General features: G+C 56.4%; 17 protein-coding genes and 1 pseudogene. 11 read left to right on the top strand and 7 right to left on the bottom strand.

Annotated features, from left to right (window positions below):
• Positions 1–136 precede the first annotated feature (136 nt).
• The 3 genes from dgcN to AC2T28_RS02015 are packed head-to-tail and all read left to right on the top strand — an operon-like array spanning position 137 to position 2,565.
• On the top strand, positions 137–1,138 hold the full coding sequence (gene dgcN, locus AC2T28_RS02025; protein ID WP_486748002.1) for an N-acetyltransferase DgcN: 1,002 nt from the start codon (positions 137–139) through the stop codon (positions 1,136–1,138).
• A 54-nt stretch (positions 1,139–1,192) separates the two neighbouring features.
• A complete protein-coding gene (gene dgcA / locus AC2T28_RS02020) occupies positions 1,193–2,158 on the top strand; it encodes an N-acetyl-D-Glu racemase DgcA (protein WP_486747272.1) in 966 nt (321 codons plus the stop codon).
• Positions 2,158–2,565 (top strand): hypothetical protein, encoded by a 408-nt coding sequence (locus AC2T28_RS02015; RefSeq protein WP_486747271.1) that lies wholly within the window; start codon positions 2,158–2,160, stop codon positions 2,563–2,565. The genes dgcA and AC2T28_RS02015 overlap by 1 nt, the downstream gene beginning before the upstream one ends.
• Before the next feature lie 183 nt (positions 2,566–2,748).
• Here AC2T28_RS02015 and AC2T28_RS02010 read toward each other — a convergent pair whose 3' ends face one another.
• Positions 2,749–3,930 carry a DUF5671 domain-containing protein gene (locus AC2T28_RS02010; protein WP_486747270.1) on the bottom strand — a complete coding sequence of 394 codons (1,182 nt, stop codon included), beginning with the start codon at positions 3,928–3,930 and terminating at the stop codon, positions 2,749–2,751.
• Between AC2T28_RS02010 and AC2T28_RS02005 the strand changes: the two genes are divergently transcribed.
• Positions 3,929–4,789 carry a D-amino-acid transaminase gene (locus AC2T28_RS02005; RefSeq protein WP_486747269.1) on the top strand — a complete coding sequence of 287 codons (861 nt, stop codon included), beginning with the start codon at positions 3,929–3,931 and terminating at the stop codon, positions 4,787–4,789. The two genes, AC2T28_RS02010 and AC2T28_RS02005, sit on opposite strands and share 2 nt — an antisense overlap.
• A 275-nt stretch (positions 4,790–5,064) precedes the next feature.
• Positions 5,065–5,808, top strand: coding sequence for a substrate-binding periplasmic protein (locus tag AC2T28_RS02000; RefSeq protein WP_486747268.1), 744 nt, complete (start codon positions 5,065–5,067; stop codon positions 5,806–5,808).
• 61 nt (positions 5,809–5,869) lie between these two features.
• On the opposite strand, the pseudogene AC2T28_RS01995 reads toward AC2T28_RS02000, so the two are convergent.
• Positions 5,870–7,495 (bottom strand): annotated as a pseudogene (locus tag AC2T28_RS01995) (arylsulfatase).
• Positions 7,496–7,816: 321 nt separating this feature from the next.
• Between AC2T28_RS01995 and AC2T28_RS01990 the strand changes: the two are divergent.
• Positions 7,817–8,959: an MFS transporter gene (locus AC2T28_RS01990; protein ID WP_486747267.1), complete on the top strand. Its 1,143-nt coding sequence runs from the start codon at positions 7,817–7,819 to the stop codon at positions 8,957–8,959.
• 6 nt (positions 8,960–8,965) lie between these two features.
• Here the strand turns inward: AC2T28_RS01990 and AC2T28_RS01985 are convergent, their stop codons facing one another.
• Positions 8,966–10,081 (bottom strand): glycine cleavage T C-terminal barrel domain-containing protein, encoded by a 1,116-nt coding sequence (locus tag AC2T28_RS01985; protein ID WP_486747266.1) that lies wholly within the window; start codon positions 10,079–10,081, stop codon positions 8,966–8,968.
• 126 nt (positions 10,082–10,207) lie between these two features.
• On the opposite strand from AC2T28_RS01985, the gene AC2T28_RS01980 reads away from it, so the two are divergent.
• The 4 genes from AC2T28_RS01980 (at position 10,208) to AC2T28_RS01965 (ending at position 12,864) form a co-directional block, all read left to right on the top strand.
• Positions 10,208–10,690 carry an Lrp/AsnC family transcriptional regulator gene (locus tag AC2T28_RS01980; protein WP_486747265.1) on the top strand — a complete coding sequence of 161 codons (483 nt, stop codon included), beginning with the start codon at positions 10,208–10,210 and terminating at the stop codon, positions 10,688–10,690.
• Positions 10,691–10,776: 86 nt separating this feature from the next.
• On the top strand, positions 10,777–11,409 hold the full coding sequence (locus AC2T28_RS01975; protein WP_486747264.1) for a MarC family protein: 633 nt from the start codon (positions 10,777–10,779) through the stop codon (positions 11,407–11,409).
• A 121-nt stretch (positions 11,410–11,530) separates the two neighbouring features.
• Entirely contained in the window at positions 11,531–12,346 is an 816-nt protein-coding gene (locus AC2T28_RS01970) for an RNA polymerase sigma factor (RefSeq protein ID WP_486747263.1), read from the top strand.
• 116 nt (positions 12,347–12,462) lie between these two features.
• Positions 12,463–12,864 (top strand): YybH family protein, encoded by a 402-nt coding sequence (locus AC2T28_RS01965; RefSeq protein ID WP_486747262.1) that lies wholly within the window; start codon positions 12,463–12,465, stop codon positions 12,862–12,864.
• Between the two features lie 35 nt (positions 12,865–12,899).
• Here the strand turns inward: AC2T28_RS01965 and AC2T28_RS01960 are convergent, their stop codons facing one another.
• The 4 genes from AC2T28_RS01960 to AC2T28_RS01945 all read right to left on the bottom strand — a co-directional run bounded on the left by AC2T28_RS01960 (position 12,900) and on the right by AC2T28_RS01945 (position 15,554).
• Positions 12,900–13,769: a calcium-binding protein gene (locus tag AC2T28_RS01960; protein WP_486747261.1), complete on the bottom strand. Its 870-nt coding sequence runs from the start codon at positions 13,767–13,769 to the stop codon at positions 12,900–12,902.
• Positions 13,770–14,055: 286 nt separating this feature from the next.
• Positions 14,056–14,370, bottom strand: a complete 315-nt coding sequence (locus tag AC2T28_RS01955) for a DUF1244 domain-containing protein (RefSeq protein WP_486747260.1) — start codon at positions 14,368–14,370, stop codon at positions 14,056–14,058.
• An 85-nt stretch (positions 14,371–14,455) separates the two neighbouring features.
• Complete coding sequence (locus AC2T28_RS01950) at positions 14,456–14,695, bottom strand: DUF6868 family protein (RefSeq protein WP_486747259.1); 240 nt, start codon at positions 14,693–14,695, stop codon at positions 14,456–14,458.
• A 121-nt stretch (positions 14,696–14,816) separates the two neighbouring features.
• A complete protein-coding gene (locus tag AC2T28_RS01945) occupies positions 14,817–15,554 on the bottom strand; it encodes an N-formylglutamate amidohydrolase (protein WP_486747258.1) in 738 nt (245 codons plus the stop codon).
• A gap of 114 nt (positions 15,555–15,668) precedes the next feature.
• Here AC2T28_RS01945 and pyk point away from each other — a divergent pair, with 114 nt between their 5' ends.
• A complete protein-coding gene (gene pyk / locus AC2T28_RS01940; protein WP_486747257.1) occupies positions 15,669–17,114 on the top strand; it encodes a pyruvate kinase in 1,446 nt (481 codons plus the stop codon).
• Positions 17,115–17,130 lie beyond the last annotated feature (16 nt).

Here is a 17,130-nt window from a genome sequence, read left to right as displayed (position 1 = left end):
AGATTCATCGGATATTTAGCGCGGACACGGGAGAAACGTGCAAATGACGTGGGGCGCAAAAGGTATTTTGGGAACTCATCTTGCTGGGGCTGAATTATTCTCGCGCGGACAAAGAAATTCCATGGAGTGCCCCGAGATGATCGAGACCCCTTATCTGCTGTTCCTGGGTGACGCACCCGATATGTTGGCCGCCAAGGTTGCCATTGGTATCCGTGACTGGCGCCCGGACAATGCCGTAGGTCAGTTCCGTCTGCCCGGTTGCGGCGCGGATCTGGGCCTGACCGAGATGTCTTTGGCCGAAGCCAAGGCCGCCGGTGCCAAAACGCTGGTGATTGGTGTGGCCAACCGCGGCGGCATCATTTCGGCCGCGTGGAAAGAGGTTCTGATCCAGGCGCTGGAAATGGGTTACGATCTGGCCTCGGGCCTGCACAACCTGCTGCGCGACGAAGGTGATTTGGTCGCAGCGGCGCAGACCCATGGTGGCACCCTGCATGATGTGCGCGTTCCGACTGTTGGCTATCCAATTGCCAATGGCGTCAAGCGCACTGGCAAGCGTTGCCTGGCCGTCGGCACCGATTGTTCGGTTGGCAAAATGTACACCGCCCTTTCGGTGGACGCTGAAATGCAGAAACGTGGCATGAAATCCACCTTCCGCGCCACTGGTCAGACCGGTATCCTGATCACTGGCCACGGTGTGCCACTCGATGCAGTGATTGCTGACTTCATGGCCGGCTCGGTTGAATATCTGACCCCCGACAACGATGCGGATCACTGGGATCACATTGAAGGCCAAGGCAGTCTGTTCCACATTTCATACTCTGGAGTGACCATGGCGCTGGTGCATGGCGGTCAGCCAGATGCGCTGATCCTGTGCCACGAGCCAACCCGCGACCACATGCGTGGCCTGCCGGGCTATGATCTGCCGTCGCTGGAAGAGCTGCGCGACACCGCGCTGCCGCTGGCCCGCAAATCCAACCCGGCCTGTCAGGTTGTTGGCATCTCGGTCAACACTCAGCACCTGAGCGAAGACGAGGCCGTGAGCTATCTGGCGCAGGTCGAAGAGCGCATGGGGCTGCCAGCGGTTGATCCATATCGTCACGGCGCCGAGCGTCTGGTAGACGCGCTTGCCGCGATCTGATTTGTAAGGGGCGTCTGGCAGCAGACGCCCTTTTTCTGTCATAAGGATGAAGACATGAAAATCACCGTGACGTCAGACGTCTTTAAGCTGGCACAGGTGTTTACGATTTCGCGTGGGTCACGCACCGAGGCCAAGGTGCTGACAGTGAAAGTTGAAAAAGATGGCGTAACCGGCTGGGGCGAGTGTGTGCCCTATGCGCGTTACGGTGAAACTCTGGACAGTGTGACGGCCGAGATCGAAGGCTTGCCCGCCGCGTTTACCCGAGACGAGTTGCAATCGCTGCTGCCCGCTGGGGCTGCTCGCAATGCGGTAGACTGTGCGCTGTGGGATCTCGAAGCCAAGCAAGCAGGCAAACGGGTGTGGGAACTGGCCGGATTGCCCGAGCCTAAGCCGGAAATCACCGCCTATACCCTGTCGCTGGCCAGCCCGGAAGAGATGCAGAAACAGGCGACTGAGAATGCCCATCGCCCGCTGCTGAAAATCAAATTGGGCACCCCGGACGACATGCCCCGGCTTGAGGCGGTGCGCGCCGGCGCGCCCAAAGCTCGTATCATTATCGACGCCAACGAAGGCTGGTCAGCCGAGGTTTATGCCGATCTGGCCCCGCATCTGGTGCGATTGGGTGTCGAGCTGGTAGAGCAACCCTTGCCCGCTGGTGAAGACGACGCGCTGACCGGAATCGAACGCCCGTTGCCAGTTTGCGCCGACGAGAGCTGCCATGACCGCACCAGTCTGCCCAAGTTGAAGGGCAAGTATGATGTGGTGAACATCAAGCTGGATAAAACCGGTGGTCTGACCGAGGCGCTGAAACTGCGCGAAGAGGCGCTGGCGCTGGGCTATGAGGTGATGGTTGGCTGTATGGTTGGATCGTCGCTAGCAATGGCTCCAGCAACGCTGCTTGCACAGGGCGTGGCATTTACAGATCTTGACGGGCCGCTGTTACTGGCTGAGGACCGGGACGAACCCTTGCATTTTGACGATGCCGGAGCGCACCCGCCCACACCGGCACTCTGGGGCTAATGGTTGAGATTTTCCAGTCCAGGAAAAACCCGACGACCGGGGAGACCGTTGTCTTTGAAGACGACGGTCATGCTGGATACGCCTACTGGTGGGCTGGAGAAGGCAAGGGCATTTTGTCGGATGTCTGGCTGTATAATCGGGGGGCGACGCCTGAAGAACTGGCAAAGCAGATGTCAGGTGGCCAACCTTTAAACTCGGCGGAGTATGTTGACACGGAAGCGATGTCGGCGGCGAGATTGCCGTCCTCAGATGTGGATGTGGGAATAGTTTGGGTTGATGACACCCGGGCCAAAGTATTGGTTTTTGGCGATATCTGGGGGCTGATTTATCGGCAGGTTAAACCGGGGTACGCGCGTTTTGCCCAAACCAAAGGGCCGCTCGCCACGCCCTTGCCGTTTGGGAGGTGAATAAATGGGACTTGGCATAACAGTTGGTGCTTTGGCGGATCTTCTGGAATATGACCCCGAAGGTGCAGAGTGGGTGCAGCAAGAGCTGACTGCTGTGAATCTGGCGTTGCAGGATGCCTGGACAGGTGAGCACCTGGAGCCTGAGCGCACCCGCCCACACGGGCACTCTGGGGTTAAGTTTGGCTATTTAGTTTCCCGTCTTAGGCAGGCTGTGTTGTCCTTTAGTGTGATGTTGTATCGCGAGATGGCCGGCGGGAATTCCACATCAATACACAACTCGAATGTAGTGGGGCCGAGGCGTTTGTACTCAATATCGGCGGCAAATGCGGTGAGTTGGCCGGGGTTGTCTGAGCACGAGAGCGGAGACAGGGTTTCGGGCAGGTTTGTGCGATCGACACCGCGGCAGTGTCGAATATCTCCGGCCAAGTTGCGCAGATCAGAGATGCGCCAGTTGTCACGTTGTTCTTTTTTGCCTTGAGCGGGGCCGCCGACAATCAGGATCGAAAGGAGAAAAGACATGACAGCGAAGCCGATTAGTCCACGTGCTGGAGTGAGCAGCCAAATGCTGATGGAGTGGCCTTTTTCCTGTCTGAAATAGCCAAGGACAATCCCGGCAACCAATGCCACAAGGGCAGATTTTGCGAGAAACCGCGCGGTGACTGAACCATCAAGAAAGTTATAGATCAGAAAGAGGGCGTCGCCCATGAGGGTGAAGACAGCAATCAACATGGCCAGCGATGACAGCCAGCGGCGTATGGTGCCGTGCCGACGAGATGAGTCCGCCTTGGCCGCGCGTTCGTCGAACCGGTTCATGTACCAAAAGGCGGGTGCAAAAACGATGATGGCGGCCATCCCCCAGCGAATGCCGCTTGCGGCGTATCGATCTGTGTGTCCAGTCTCGGGAATCCAGAAATGTGTCTGAGTGAACAGCAGAGCGAGTGTATTGCCGGCCACCATGCCAAAGGCCACAAAAAGCAACGCGTAAAAGAATGCGTCTTTTGCTGCGGTGGAGCGGTATGGTCGTGGAACCGGGCCGGCATTTGGTTTGTAGCTCCAGCCGTCAAGCGCGGTTTTGATTTCCTCCGGCGTCCAGTTGGATTCTTCCAGGCAGGTAGAAATTTCGTCTCGCGTCAGGCCTTTGCTGAGTGCGGACCGTATGAAATGAGAAAGATCGTTTGGAATCTGCATGAAAATCACCCAATGTGAACACCGTTCACCCCTCATTACATGAACGGCGTTCACAGTCAACTGAAACCTTCGCCGCAATGATTTTGCGGTGGCAAACCTCTTGAAACTTTGGGCTTCACCATTCAATGACTGGGGCCGGACCAACGAAACATTATAGCCAAGAAAGACCTGCTGCATGACCCGCACCGTATATGTAAACGGCGAATACCTGCCCGAGACCGAAGCCAAGGTCTCGATCTTTGACCGTGGCTTTCTGATGGCCGATGGCGTCTATGAAGTGACCAGCGTGCTGAACGGCAAGCTGATCGACTTTGAAGGCCACGCCGTGCGCCTGCAACGGTCGCTGGACGAGCTGGAGATGCAAGCGGCTTGCTCCAAGGAGGAGCTGCTGGACATCCACCGCCAGTTGGTGGAGCGCAACGGTATTGTCGAAGGTCTGGTGTATCTGCAGATCACTCGTGGGTCGGACGGCGACCGGGACTTTGTGTTTCCATCTGCCGATACCAAGCCGACCATCGTGCTGTTCACCCAGAACAAGCCCGGTCTGGCCGACAACCCTGCGGCCAAGAAGGGCGCCAAGATCATCTCGATCGAGGACATCCGCTGGGGCCGTCGCGACATCAAGACCGTGCAGCTGCTGTACCCGTCGATGGGTAAAATGATGGCCAAGAAGGCTGGTTGTGATGATGCCTGGTTGATCGAGGATGGTCACGTCACCGAGGGCACATCCAACAACGCCTATTTCGTCAAGGATGACACTATTGTTACCCGTCCTCTGTCCACCGACATTCTGCACGGTATCACCCGCAAGGCAGTGCTGCGCATGGCGGCAGAGGCTCAACTGAAAATCGAAGAACGTCTGTTCACTATCGACGAGGCGAAAGAGGCGGATGAAGCCTTCACCACCTCGGCCAGTGCCTTTGTGATGCCTGTGGTTGAGATCGACGGTGTTGCGCTGGGCGATGGGACACCGGGCCCAATCGCCAAGCGTCTGCGCGAGATCTACCTGGAAGAAAGCCGCAAAGCCGCGATCTGATACCTGGTTCAGCGCGACCATTCAAAGCCGCCCAATTTGGGCGGCTTTTTTGTTGGTCCAATCGTCATGCTGTGTCTGAGCCGATGGCTGGACGCAATTCTGCTCAGACATAGTTATTCAGATGGACTGAGGGCCAAGTATTTATCCAACTCGACACTGCCTAGGCCTTTCCTGAGACTTGATTGGGGACCAAGATAGTCTGAATATGCAGGAGAGTGGTGATGACCCGGGAAAACAGCTGACTGTGCTCTTAATGGGGGACGGGAAAGGTGGAGATGAAACATCTTCTGGTGACGGTGCTGACTGCGTTGATCATGTCTTTTGCTTGCAAACCGACGCTTGCAGAACCTGTTAGGTTTGGGATTTTTGACTCTGCTCCTTACGTTCTCTGGGATGATCCAGAAGGTCGGCGCGGCCTTCTTGTTGATATCAATACTGCCATCGCTGCTAGGGCCGGAATTACTATAAGAAACACGTTGCTTCCTATCGCTCGGATTATGAAGGATATGGAACGCGGTGTTTCCGATTGTGCAATAATCGTTCAAACACCTTGGGCTATGGGCAAACTCCTTCAGGTGGCTGAAATCTACAATCGGATGGATCTGATCGTTGTAACTCGTCCTGAGCTGTCAATATCGTCCATCGAAGGCTTACATGGGCTGAGCTTGGCAAGACTGCGTGGATCTTTCAAGAATTCGCCAATTTCTACCGATCCTGACATCGAGCATGTTTTAACGAACAGCTATCAGCAAAGTGTGAATATGCTTATGGCCGACCGTGTCGATGCAATTGCTGGCTCTGCGATAAGTATTTTTAATGTATTTTCGGTCGAAAGCATCACCCGAGGGGATATTGGGGACATCTTTCCGTTTGAGCGAAGTAGCTTGTGGTTGCAATGCGCCAAGGGGAAGTTGTCCGAGGAAGTCCTGACAAAATTGAAACTTGCTACTGAGTCGCTGCGGTTGGAAGGTGTTTTCGAAGACTTGGTCGAACGTTACATTCCTCCTGAGTTTAAGTAGCTGACAACTGAAGACAGAACGTGGCCAATCTCGTGCGCTAGGCATGTATCTGGCCCAGCGTTTATTCAGCGGCGACAACTCCAACTTCGATTGCATAGGCCTCCCAAGCTGCAACAAGTGTCGCCAAAAGTTCTGGTTGTTCGGTCGCAAGATCCTTGGTTTCCCCAGGGTCTTCCGCAAGGTTGAACAGGTGCCAGTCTCCATCGCCATAAGGGGCAGGGACCATTATAGCCTTGATGCTGCCTTGACGCATCCATTTACCGCCGCCCATTTCACCACCGGCCAATTCATCTGGGCCGTAGAGTACGGGAGCGCCACCGGTGAGAAGCGGCAGCATAGAACGACCTCGTGGAGGTTCGATTTGGCGTCCATCAAAGGTCTCAGGATATTCGCTACCACTCAAGTCCAGGAGTGTTGGCAGAATATCCCAAACATATGCAAAGGCGTCGGTTGTCTTGCCTTGTGGAATGCCGGGGCCAGAAATGATCAGCGGTACCCGAATGCCACCTTCGCCAACCGTCAATTTGAAACGGTCAAGCGGACCACTCGATGCGCTGGCGAAGCCGGGGCCGTAGGCATAATTGGATCCCGGATGGCCAAGGTTTTCCAGACTATGGTCAAACATGGCGACGAACTCGGGCTGGTCCGCACCGGGGTAATCCGTTGAATAAAAGGGATTTGACCCGTTGTCGGACAGAAAAACGATTACTGTGTTGTCCAACTCGCCAATATCATCAAGAAAGTCGACGACACGACCATAGTGATGGTCCATTGCGTCAACCATTGCGGCATAGACCTCCATTCCGCGCGCCTCTGTCTGGCGGTCCTCGTTGCTGAGATCTTGCCAGGGTGTAATAAATGGCAACTGCGAAGGCATAGTTGCGTTTGGATGAACAAGCCCTCGATCTAGCGCAGCTTGCCTGCGACGTTCCCTTAACAGGTCGTAACCGCTGTCGTAGCGACCGGCGTATTTGGATAGCCAGGGTTCAGGCGCGTGCAGCGGATCATGTGGAGCCGTAAACGCTAAATAGGCAAGGAAGGGTTAATCATCTTCGCGATCTTCCCTGATCATATCCATCAGCATATCCGAGTAACTGCGGCTGGAATAGAAATCTCCGGGCAGCGTTTCAATCAATTTGCCGTTTTGGGCATATTTTACGGGGTGGTCTTCGGGAAGGATTCCCAGCCGGTCTGACCAGTGGCTGGCACCACCGACCAGCATCGTAAAAGTTTGTTCAAATCCACGATCATACGGCAGAGTTCCCACCTCGTGGCCAAGGTGCCACTTTCCGGCCATGTAGGTGTGGTACCCTTGTTCGAGCAAAACTTCGGCAAGAGAGGCGACCCGATTGTTCAGGTGGCCTTCATAACCCGGCTGACCAATTTGATTAGGCGCCAGTAGCTCACTCATCGTGCCGAGGCCCGCAACGTGGTTGTCGTTTCCTGACAGCAACATCGAACGGGTTGGTGAACAGGAGACTGACGCATGGAAATCGGTGAACATCACCCCGAGTTCGGCAAGTGCATCCAGGTTGGGCGTTTCAATTTCCCCGCCATAGGCCCCGATGTCGCTCCACCCCAAATCATCAGCCATCACTAGCAGGATGTTGGGGCGCTCATCGGCCAATGCAGCGCCGGAACAAGCCGCGGAAAGGGCAACGATGGCGTTTATAGTTAGGGTTTTCATAATCATTTCTATCAACCTCTAATGACGCGTTTGGGTGGGAAGCTGCGCGGTGTAGATGTGTTTGGTCGGGTCTGAAATTAATATGTGTGCTTCACTGTAGGCGCTAAATCTGATTGGTGTCGATATATTCTGATGTCGCAGCTGTGTCGGATATGCTGAGTGGCCTGTCCTTTAGTGTCGACGGTTCGCAGCCCCCTATGCTTTGTGGGTATCATAGAGGCTGCTTGGCAGTAGCTTTAGTTGACAGTTGAGCCAATGTTGGCGCACCCCTTAGCCGTCCTTTTGAGGGCGGCTTATCTGATGCAGGAGTAGATCTGTTCAATGCCTGACGCTGGTACTTCATGGCGGGCCGTGACTGCGGTGTTCATTCTGAGTGGCGCCCTGTTTGGGGTTTGGGCCTCGCGTATTCCAGCGGTGGCCGAGCGGTTTCAGCTCAGCCCCGGTGAGCTGGGGGCGTTGCTGCTGTTGCTGGCCGTCGGTGCGATTCTGGCGTTTCCCTTGGCTGGTCGTTATGCGGATCGGCTGGGTGCTGCCCAGGTTACGCGCTGGCTTGCTTTAGGCAACATAGCAGCCCTGTTCTTGATTGCCCTGTCCCCCAGTTACGGGATGTTGGCGCTCTCATTGCTGTTGTTTGGGGCGACACACGGGGCGATGGATGTGGCCATGAATGCCTGGGCTGCCGAAGTCGAACGCTACATCGGCCGCCCTGTGATGTCGTCTTTTCATGCCATGTTCAGCCTTGGGGCGGGTCTTGGGGCCGGGTCGGGGTTCTTGGCCGAAACATATGATGTTGGCATTGCGCTGCACTTCATAGGTTTTGGTGCTGTGGTTGGGACGCTCTCACTGTACTTTGCCCATGTCGCTTGGCCTGCGAATACCCAAACCCCTGATGTGGCTGGTCCTATATTCAGATTGCCCAAAGGGCCGCTGTTTCTGGTGGGGATTGTCGCCTTCTGCTCATCCCTAGGCGAGGGCGGCATGGCCGATTGGAGTGCGATTTTTCTGGTCTATGTCACCGAAGCGTCGGAGGCCGAGGCGGCGTTGGGCTATACTGTGTTCTCGGTTGCCATGGTGGGCATGCGCCTGATGGGGGATATTGTGGCCCAACGACTTGGGCCTGTTGGGGCTGCGCGACTGGCTGGATCGGTGGCAACAGTCGGTGTGCTCTGCGCGGTTGGCTTTGCTTCGTACGGCATGGCGCTGGTTGGATTTTTCTTGATGGGGATCGGCTATGCAACCGTTATGCCGCTGGCCTTTTCCCGCGCCGCAAATGACCCACATGTCTCGCCTGGCGCAGCGCTCGCTTCGGTGTCAACACTTGGCTACGGCGGGCTGCTGCTGGGCCCGCCGGTGATTGGCTTTATCGCCGAGGCCACGTCGGTGCGTGTGGCATTTCTGACCTTGGCCGTCTTGGCGAGTTTGATTGTTGTGCTAAGCAAGTCGGTTTCAAAACCAGAGCTTTGAGTGCGATTACACGAAAGGCAGTTGAGACAGAGATACCTCTCGGAGAGGGCCCGCTGCAAAGAGGCTAAGCCCGTGGGCATCGGCTGCGGTTTCGTTGCTCACTAAGCCAAGCCCGATGTTTTTCTGCAACCGTGGTGAGTGCACCATTTCGGTGATCAGACCAACCTGGGTGTTGTTGTAATAAACAGGCTGTTGCTGGGCTGAGGTCTGAATTGGCTCGCCGGAGATGACAAATCCGGTAAAGCGGCGTTTTACGCCTTCTGCTTTGATCCGTTGCAGGGCACTGCGACCTACAAAATCTTCTGGTGTGGAGAAATCCACCAGCTTGCCCAATCCCAGCTCAAACGGGTTGGCGGGAAAGGTGGTGTGACGGGCATCTGCGCCATAGGACAGCAGCCCGCTTTCGATACGCTCAACATCATTTGGCGCGCCGGGGCCGATGCCATACTTCTGGCCTGCTGACTTGATGGTTTTCCATAGCTCGGTTCCGCGTGAGCCATCGGTCAGATACAGCTCAAACCCGCCCTGTTTGGACCAGCCTGATCGGGCAAGGACAAGCGGGATGCCGTTCAAACTGGTTTCGTGAAAACCAAAGTACTTGATCTCACGCACCCAGGCTCCAAACAGATCGGCAATCAGGTCGTTGGCCAATGGGCCCTGGACTGCCAAGGGTGAGGCATCGGCTTCAAATACTCTGACATCCATGCCACGCTCGGCGGCGATGGCGCGGGCCCAGAGCTCGATATCGCTGTCGGCGATGGACAGCCAATACCGATCCTCGGCCAGCTTCAGCACAACCGGATCATTGATCAGATCCCCGTCATGATTGCAGATCGGGACATAGCGACCCTGTCCGATGGTGATTTGGCCTGCGTCACGTGTGGTGAGATACTGCACCAAAGCCCCGGCATCGGGGCCGGTGATCTCAACCTGGCGCTGCGCCGCGACATCCCACATTACGACCCCGTTGATCAGGCGGTCATATTCCCCCCGTGGATCGCTAAAATGTGCTGGGCAGAACATGTGATTGTAAACTGACATACTTGCCAGCCCATCGGCCTGTGTTGCCTCGAAATAGGGCGAGGTTCGGATATTGGGGGCCAATGCGATTGAGAAAGTCATCTTCTGTAGATCCTTGTTTACAGGCCGCAAAGCGGTTGCTGGCATTAATCTTAGGCGATTGGTGTTGACGGATGTGGTCAAAATCAGCAAATTTCTGGAGATTTTGACCACTCCAAAAGGCACGACATGGATCACCTGGACATTCGTATTCTGGAGGTTCTGCAAACAGACGGCACCCTGACCAAGGGAGAATTGGCCGAGCGTGTTGCCTCGACCCCGTCGACCTGTCTGCGGCGGGTGCAGCGGTTGGTGGATCAGGGCTATCTGGATCGCTGCGTCTATCTAGCCAATCCAAAGAAGCTAGAGCGCGGTATCCGGGCTTTTATCACCGTGGTGTCCAAGGATCATGGCGGGCAGAAAACCGAAGGTTTCATCGAGCGGCTGGCGCAAGAGCCGTCAATCACATTGGCCTATGGCACTACCGGAGAGGTCGACGCTGTGGTGCAGGGGTATTTTGCCGACCTCGAAGAGTATCAGGCCGTCTGCGCGCGCTTGTTTGACGCTGACCCTGACGTCGAGCGTTATACCACGTTCTTTGGTGTGCAGAGTTTCAAGGACACAACCGAGATCCCGGCGGATGCTTTGGCACGGCGGTTGGAAGGGATCTAAGTGATGGTGGCATAAAGCCGCTGCACGGCAGCCATGGCGGCCTGTGAGACCGTGCAATCAGCTGCGGTTTGTGATTACGTGCGGGCATGGATTTATTCGAGCGTTTCATCACCCTGTGGGTTGTCATTGACCCGATTGGCACCATCCCGGTTTTTATCGCAGTAACCGCAGGCATGGCGGCGGCAGATCGGCGCAAGACGGCGGTGCTGGCCACCGTGGTCAGCATTGGCGTTTTGCTGTTTTTCCTCGCCCTTGGGCAAATCCTGATCGACGCGCTGGGCATCAGCCTGCTGTCGTTCCAGGTGGCGGGGGGGATCGTGCTGTTCTTGTTTGCCCTGACGATGATCTTTGGTGAATCCAAGCCCGACAGTGACAGACATGCGGCAGACGGAGACGTCAGTCAGGACGCAGCGCCGTCGCCGGCTATATTTCCATTAGCGGTGCCATCGCTGGCCTCGCCCGGAGCAATGCTGGCGATTGTTCTGCTGACCGACAATGCGCAATTTGGAGTAGGCTATCAGGTGATAACCGGCGTGGTTATGGCGAGCGTTTTGGCGGTGGCCTGTCTGTTCATGTTGTTGGCGGATCCGATTATCCGGGTCATTGGCAATTCAGGCGCGGCGATCATCAGCCGGGTCATGGGTATGATCCTGGCCTCAGTAGCAGCGGATTCGGTGCTGTCAGCGCTGATAGAGATTATGCGCACAGGTTCTTTGTGATCGGAGCCGAGGGTTTCAGAACCGGAGTGTTTTGGTGCTACAGAAAAAAGTTCAAATTATTTTGTCACACATCCCGCTGCCCGCGTGTCTAACCTATTAGACAACAGCAAGGGACAGCCACATGAGCCAGCCAATCAATGACACCGTGACCCGCGCCCAACAGGGCGATGCCCGTGCGTTGGAGCAGTTGGTGCGACAGATCCAGGATCGTGTGCATCGGCTGGCAATACGGATGCTGGTGGACCCGGGGTTGGCGCAGGATGCCACGCAGGAAATCCTGATCCGGGTGGTGACCAAGCTGTCGACATTCAAGGGCGACAGCAAGTTTGAAACCTGGGTCTACCGGGTGGCGACGAACTATCTGCTGACCGCCAAGAAAATGCTGGCGCGCGATCCGGGGCTAAGCTTTGAGATGTTTGCCGAAGATCTGTTGGATGGGTTGGTGGATGACAGCGCTGCTGCGCCCGAGGACCACGTGATGCTGAACGAGCTGCGGGTGCGCTGCACTATGGCAATGCTGCTGTGTCTCGACCCAAATCATCGTGCCGCCTATGTGCTGGGGGATATTCTGGAGCTGGACCACCGCGAGGCTGCTGAGGTGCTGGACGTGCCTGCGGCCACGTACCGCCAGCGCCTGTCGCGCGCGCGGTCCAAGGTGCAGGGCTTTACCGCCAAAAGCTGTGGTCTGGCCAATACATCGGCTGCCTGTTCCTGTCCGCGCCGCCTGCCTGCGGCACTGTCTGCCGGACGGGTCGGGGCGGACCCGATTGAGCTGAGCCAAGGGGCCCCTTCGCACCATGACGTCCGGGCTATTGCTACTCGGACCGAGGCCAGCCTGGTTGCGGTGAAACTGCAGCAGGCCATGGGCCCGATGGCATCACGAACAGATCTGGCAATACGGGTTCTGGAGATTGTGAATCCGCCCGACACCGCCTGACCACTCACTACCCAAATCACTGAAACTGAAAGGAAGATCCCTTGAAACATGCAGCCGCATGGCTGGTGGCGCTTGCGCTATCGACCCCTCAACTTTTTGCAACAGAAAGAACCAACATGACCCAAGATGAAACCCAGGTGCTGAATGCCGTAGAAACCATGACCGCGGCCTTTTCGGCCAAGGATATCGAGACCGTAATGCAGGCCTATGAGCCGGGTGCTGTGGTGGCCTTTGAGCCCGGCCAGCCTATTGGTGATCCCGAAACCCTGGTGGCGATGTTCACGGGGATGTCGGGCATGAGCCCTCAGTTCACCTATGCGGGTCACGAGGTCATGGTAGCGGCTGACACGGCCCTGCACATCGCGCCGTGGGAGATGACAGCCACCGGGCCGGATGGGGCAGAGATCCGGCAGTCAGGCCTGTCAGTTGCAGTATTGCGGCGTCAACCTGACGGATCCTGGCGCATGGTGATCGATAATCCGCATGGCAGCCATCTAATGACCGGCGTGGCTGAATAGAGGTCGACACAGACTGTAAATTGGCGGTGTTTTCGTCAGGCAAAAAGGGTGACGCCGACTACAACTTGGTCGGCGTCTTCCGGCCCCATGTTTCTTAGGATTGCAAACACCGCGTCGTCAGATGCGATGGTGATTTCTCCGCTGCTTTCGTCAAACGTTTTGGTCAGATTGACAGCTGCTACAAAAGGATCGGAACCAAACTGCTCTTCGGACAGCATCAGCATTATACCATCGTCATTGGTGTCGAGATCCTCGATGACAACAGGATCTTGGCCATTGTCTGAGTAATAGTGCACATGGAAAAGGTCCGTCTCGGCCCCACCGATCATGATGTCGCCGTTCTCGCCATGTAAATGATCACCACCATCGCCGCCATTCAGGGTGTCGGCATCTTGAGTACTCCCTTGGTCCAAGGCCGCCAGGTAGTCGTTTCCATCACCACCTACAAGTAGATTTGAACCGTTGCCATCAATGATGTGGTCGTGGCCACCACCGCCGTATATCGTGTCGTCGCCATGGCCAAGCGCGCTGCTGTCTTCACTGTCAGACACATCGCCACCTAAACCAAGATAGATGAGGTCATCGCCGCGTCCGCCAAGGATGCCGTCGTGCCCGGCACCACCGTGCAAGGTATCGTCACCGTCTTCACCATTCAGGAAGTCGTCGCCGTTATCGCCATGCAACAGGTCATTGCCGGACCTGCCTTCGATGCGGTCATTGCCGTCGAGCCCAGTGACATGTTCGGCGCTGTCATCGCCAGAGAAGATGTCGTTGTCGTTGGTCAACTCAATGGTGTTATCAAATTCAGCTTCGCTATCGGCTGAGCTGCTATCATCGTCGTCTGAATTATCATTGATAAGAAACGCTATTCCCAAAAGGGCAGGTAAAATGAACAGTGCTAGCATAAAGGAAACTCCAAAACATGCGCTACACCTATAAGTTGATTGGAGTGCTGTAAAATTTTGAGTAAAATTGCGGCTAACTTGGAAGCAGTGAGGTGGGGTGGGCACTATTGTTGCTGCGTTTGCGGCGGGCGCTCCCGCCCGTCGTTGGTCTCCTTGTAGGAGACCGGCCTTCCGTTGGGCGTGGCACCGCGTAAAGCGCGGTGCCACGCCCAAGTCGGAACGGGGGATCGGCAGAGCCGATACAGCGTGAGGGCGCGGGAGCCCTACGAGCTGGGGCAAGGCTTGATTAAGCCTTGTCGGTGACGTTTTCCTGGAACGCGACTTTGAATTCGGCTTGTTTTTCGGGGCTGGCGTCGGTTTGGTAATTGGCTTTCCATTCCGCCATGGTCATGCCGTAGTACGCTTCGCGTGCCTCGTCCTTGGTCATCTCGACGCCACGTTCGGCGGCGGCTTCTTGGTACCAGCGCGACAGGCAGTTGCGGCAGAAGCCGGCCAGATTCATCATATCGATGTTCTGCGCATCGGTGCGGTCTTCCATCAGGTGTTTCTGCAGGCGGCGAAAGGCAGCGGCCTGGACTTCGATCTCGGTTTTCGGGTCCATCGGTGTGGGTCCTTCAATGCAAATGCGTCCGCCTGTGTGGTAGCAAGCGGACGCGTGGCGTTCAATGTGGGTTGTTTTGTCGGCGTTACATCAGTTTCAGTGCAATATAGGGCGCGATACAGAACACCAGCACGACAATTTTGTAACTGGCGAGATAGGCAAAATAGGCCTTTTTCACCTCACCTGTGTCGAGGCCCAACATGCCAGCGTGGATGGCCGCGAACTTCTCGCGACCCACCAGCAGCATTGCGGTTGTGAATGCCAACAATCCAAGGTTCAGAACAGTCATCCAGCCAAAGAATGTGGTCAGAGTTTCAAGTGTCATAAGTCCGTCCTTTCTATGTGTTTCTCAGCAATTCCCTTATCCTGAATATGGGGATGCGGGGGCTGTGTCGCAATGATGTGTGTCAATTAGATCACCCGTGTTGACGCAGAGTAAGCTTGGTTCAAAAGCCTGAGGTGCTTAGGGCGCGGGGCAGGGCCTCGGCCAGCTTTTCGGCCCATTCGCGTTGCCCCTTAGCCTCGGCAATCAGGTCATTGCGCAGCTCGATCAGTGTATTGGGGCGCCCGTGGGTTGACGCGTGGGTGTCGATGGCATCACCGGGCAGATAGCCGGTGTAGGGTTCGTTCACACCAACCGGGGCGTCAGTGTGCGCTTTGAGGTGCTCCACCACGTGGGGCGAGAACTGCTCGCCCTCGGGGAACAGGATGCCGATTTCCCAGGGGCGCTGTGGGCGGCCGCGAAGCTGGGGTGTGAAGGAGTGAACCGAGATGACCACCACGTTTTCACGGTTCGCCAGTTCTGACAGCGCCCGGTGATAGGGGCGGTGACAGGCGTCGAGCCGACGTTCCCGTTCAACCTCGCAGGCGTGGCGGTTGGCCGGGATGATGGTGCCATCATACAGCTTCATCAGCAGGGTTGGGTCGTCTTCACCGCGGTTCGGGTCGATCACAAGACGCGAGAAATTGGAGGCAATCACAGGGGCGTCCAGCATCTCACCCAGATGTTTGGAGACCTCGTAGGCGCCAACGTCATAGGCGATGTGACGCTCCATATCCTCGCGTGGCAGGCCCAGGTCGCCATTATTGACAAAGGGTGGCACAATGTTGGTGGCGTGGTCGCAAGTTATGAGCCAGCGGGCGGGACGGTCAGCGCCGTGAATAAAGTAAGGTGTGTATGTCATCTGCCTGTCATCTCTTTTGTGACATCTATAGGGGAGTTGCGGCCAAAGGGGAATTGCGCGATAAGCAGCCCGAAATGTTTGCGATAACAAAAACGAAATCCGAAGGAGCCCCCTATGAGACGACAGCGCAATGTAAAGATTGTTGCCACCCTAGGGCCGGCCTCGGAAACATACGAGACTATTCGTGCATTGCACGAGACCGGCGCGGATGTGTTCCGTTTGAACATGTCGCACGGTAGCCATGAAGAGATCGCCGAGAAGCACGCGATTATTCGCAAGGTCGAGGCGGATCTGGATAGTCCGATCTGTATTCTGGCAGACCTGCAAGGGCCCAAGCTGCGTGTGGGTGTGTTTGCCAATGGCGAAGAAGAGCTGGAGATTGGCGCCAAGTTCCGCATGGATCTGGACCAGGCCGAAGGCGATATCAATCGCGTGTGTCTGCCGCACCCAGAGATTTTTGAGGCGCTTGAGACCGGTGCGCACCTGTTGGTCAATGATGGCAAGATCCGCCTGGTGGTTGATGCCTGTGGTGAAGATTTTGCAGACTGTACCGTTGAAATTGGCGGCACGATTTCGAACCGCAAGGGCGTGAATGTACCGGATGTTGAACTGCCACTGGCGGCATTGTCCAAAAAAGACCTCTCTGATTTGGAGTTTGTTTGTAACCTGGGTGTCGACTGGCTGGCCCTGTCGTTTGTGCAGCGGGCCAAAGACGTGTTTGAGGCGCGCGCATTGGCTGATGGCCGCGCGGCGGTGCTGAGCAAAATCGAAAAACCACTGGCAGTCGAGAACTTTGCTGAAATCCTTGATGCCTCGGATGGTATCATGGTTGCACGCGGTGATCTGGGTGTGGAACTGCCGGTGTCGGCTGTGCCGCCAATCCAGAAACGCTTGGTGCGCAAGTGTCGCGCTGCGGCCAAGCCGGTGATTGTGGCCACGCAGATGCTGGAGAGCATGATTGAAAGCCCGATGCCGACACGCGCCGAGGTGTCGGATGTGGCAACTGCGATCTATGAGGGCGCGGATGCTGTGATGCTAAGCGCCGAGTCTGCGGCTGGCAGCTATCCACTTGAAGCGGTGCAGACGATGGACAATGTTGCCGTCGAAGTTGAAGCCGACCCGACCTATACACAGATTATCGCATCCTCACGCACCGCCAAGGGGACCTCGGTTGCTGACGGGATTGTTGCTGCGGCGCGTGAGATTGCTGAGAAGACCGACATCAAGGCAATCTGCTGCTTTACTCAAAGTGGAACCACCGCGCTGCTGACTGCGCGTGAGCGTCCAGGCGTGCCGATTATCGCGCTGACATCGATGGAAGGCACCGCACGACGCCTGGCGCTGAGCTGGGGCTGTAACTGTGTGATGACCCCCGGCCAAGAGCGGTTCAAGGGCGCTGTTGTCTCGGCTGCTCGGGCCGCGCGGGCCGGTGGGTTTGCCAGCGAGACGGACCAGATCGTGGTGACTGCGGGTGTGCCGTTTAATGTACCGGGCACCACTAACATTCTGCGTGTTGCCCCCTGTGATGAGCGTTTGATTTACAGCACCGATCCGGAATAAGCTGATCCTCGTTTGA

The sequence above is a fragment of the Parasedimentitalea nitratireducens genome, from assembly GCF_057444295.1.
This window is presented reverse-complemented; position numbering and strand designations above follow the sequence as displayed.

Excerpts from the sequence above, each read along its gene's own strand:
- dgcN (WP_486748002.1), top strand. The coding sequence starts at position 137 with ATGATCGAGACCCCTTATCTGCTGTTCCTGGGTGACGCACCCGATATG.
- dgcA (WP_486747272.1), top strand. The coding sequence starts at position 1,193 with ATGAAAATCACCGTGACGTCAGACGTCTTTAAGCTGGCACAGGTGTTT.
- AC2T28_RS02015 (WP_486747271.1), top strand. The coding sequence starts at position 2,158 with ATGGTTGAGATTTTCCAGTCCAGGAAAAACCCGACGACCGGGGAGACC.
- AC2T28_RS02005 (WP_486747269.1), top strand. The coding sequence starts at position 3,929 with ATGACCCGCACCGTATATGTAAACGGCGAATACCTGCCCGAGACCGAA.
- AC2T28_RS02010 (WP_486747270.1), bottom strand. The coding sequence starts at position 3,930 with ATGCAGCAGGTCTTTCTTGGCTATAATGTTTCGTTGGTCCGGCCCCAG.
- AC2T28_RS02000 (WP_486747268.1), top strand. The coding sequence starts at position 5,065 with ATGAAACATCTTCTGGTGACGGTGCTGACTGCGTTGATCATGTCTTTT.
- AC2T28_RS01990 (WP_486747267.1), top strand. The coding sequence starts at position 7,817 with ATGCCTGACGCTGGTACTTCATGGCGGGCCGTGACTGCGGTGTTCATT.
- AC2T28_RS01985 (WP_486747266.1), bottom strand. The coding sequence starts at position 10,081 with ATGACTTTCTCAATCGCATTGGCCCCCAATATCCGAACCTCGCCCTAT.
- AC2T28_RS01980 (WP_486747265.1), top strand. The coding sequence starts at position 10,208 with ATGGATCACCTGGACATTCGTATTCTGGAGGTTCTGCAAACAGACGGC.
- AC2T28_RS01975 (WP_486747264.1), top strand. The coding sequence starts at position 10,777 with ATGGATTTATTCGAGCGTTTCATCACCCTGTGGGTTGTCATTGACCCG.
- AC2T28_RS01970 (WP_486747263.1), top strand. The coding sequence starts at position 11,531 with ATGAGCCAGCCAATCAATGACACCGTGACCCGCGCCCAACAGGGCGAT.
- AC2T28_RS01965 (WP_486747262.1), top strand. The coding sequence starts at position 12,463 with ATGACCCAAGATGAAACCCAGGTGCTGAATGCCGTAGAAACCATGACC.
- AC2T28_RS01960 (WP_486747261.1), bottom strand. The coding sequence starts at position 13,769 with ATGCTAGCACTGTTCATTTTACCTGCCCTTTTGGGAATAGCGTTTCTT.
- AC2T28_RS01955 (WP_486747260.1), bottom strand. The coding sequence starts at position 14,370 with ATGGACCCGAAAACCGAGATCGAAGTCCAGGCCGCTGCCTTTCGCCGC.
- AC2T28_RS01950 (WP_486747259.1), bottom strand. The coding sequence starts at position 14,695 with ATGACACTTGAAACTCTGACCACATTCTTTGGCTGGATGACTGTTCTG.
- AC2T28_RS01945 (WP_486747258.1), bottom strand. The coding sequence starts at position 15,554 with ATGACATACACACCTTACTTTATTCACGGCGCTGACCGTCCCGCCCGC.
- pyk (WP_486747257.1), top strand. The coding sequence starts at position 15,669 with ATGAGACGACAGCGCAATGTAAAGATTGTTGCCACCCTAGGGCCGGCC.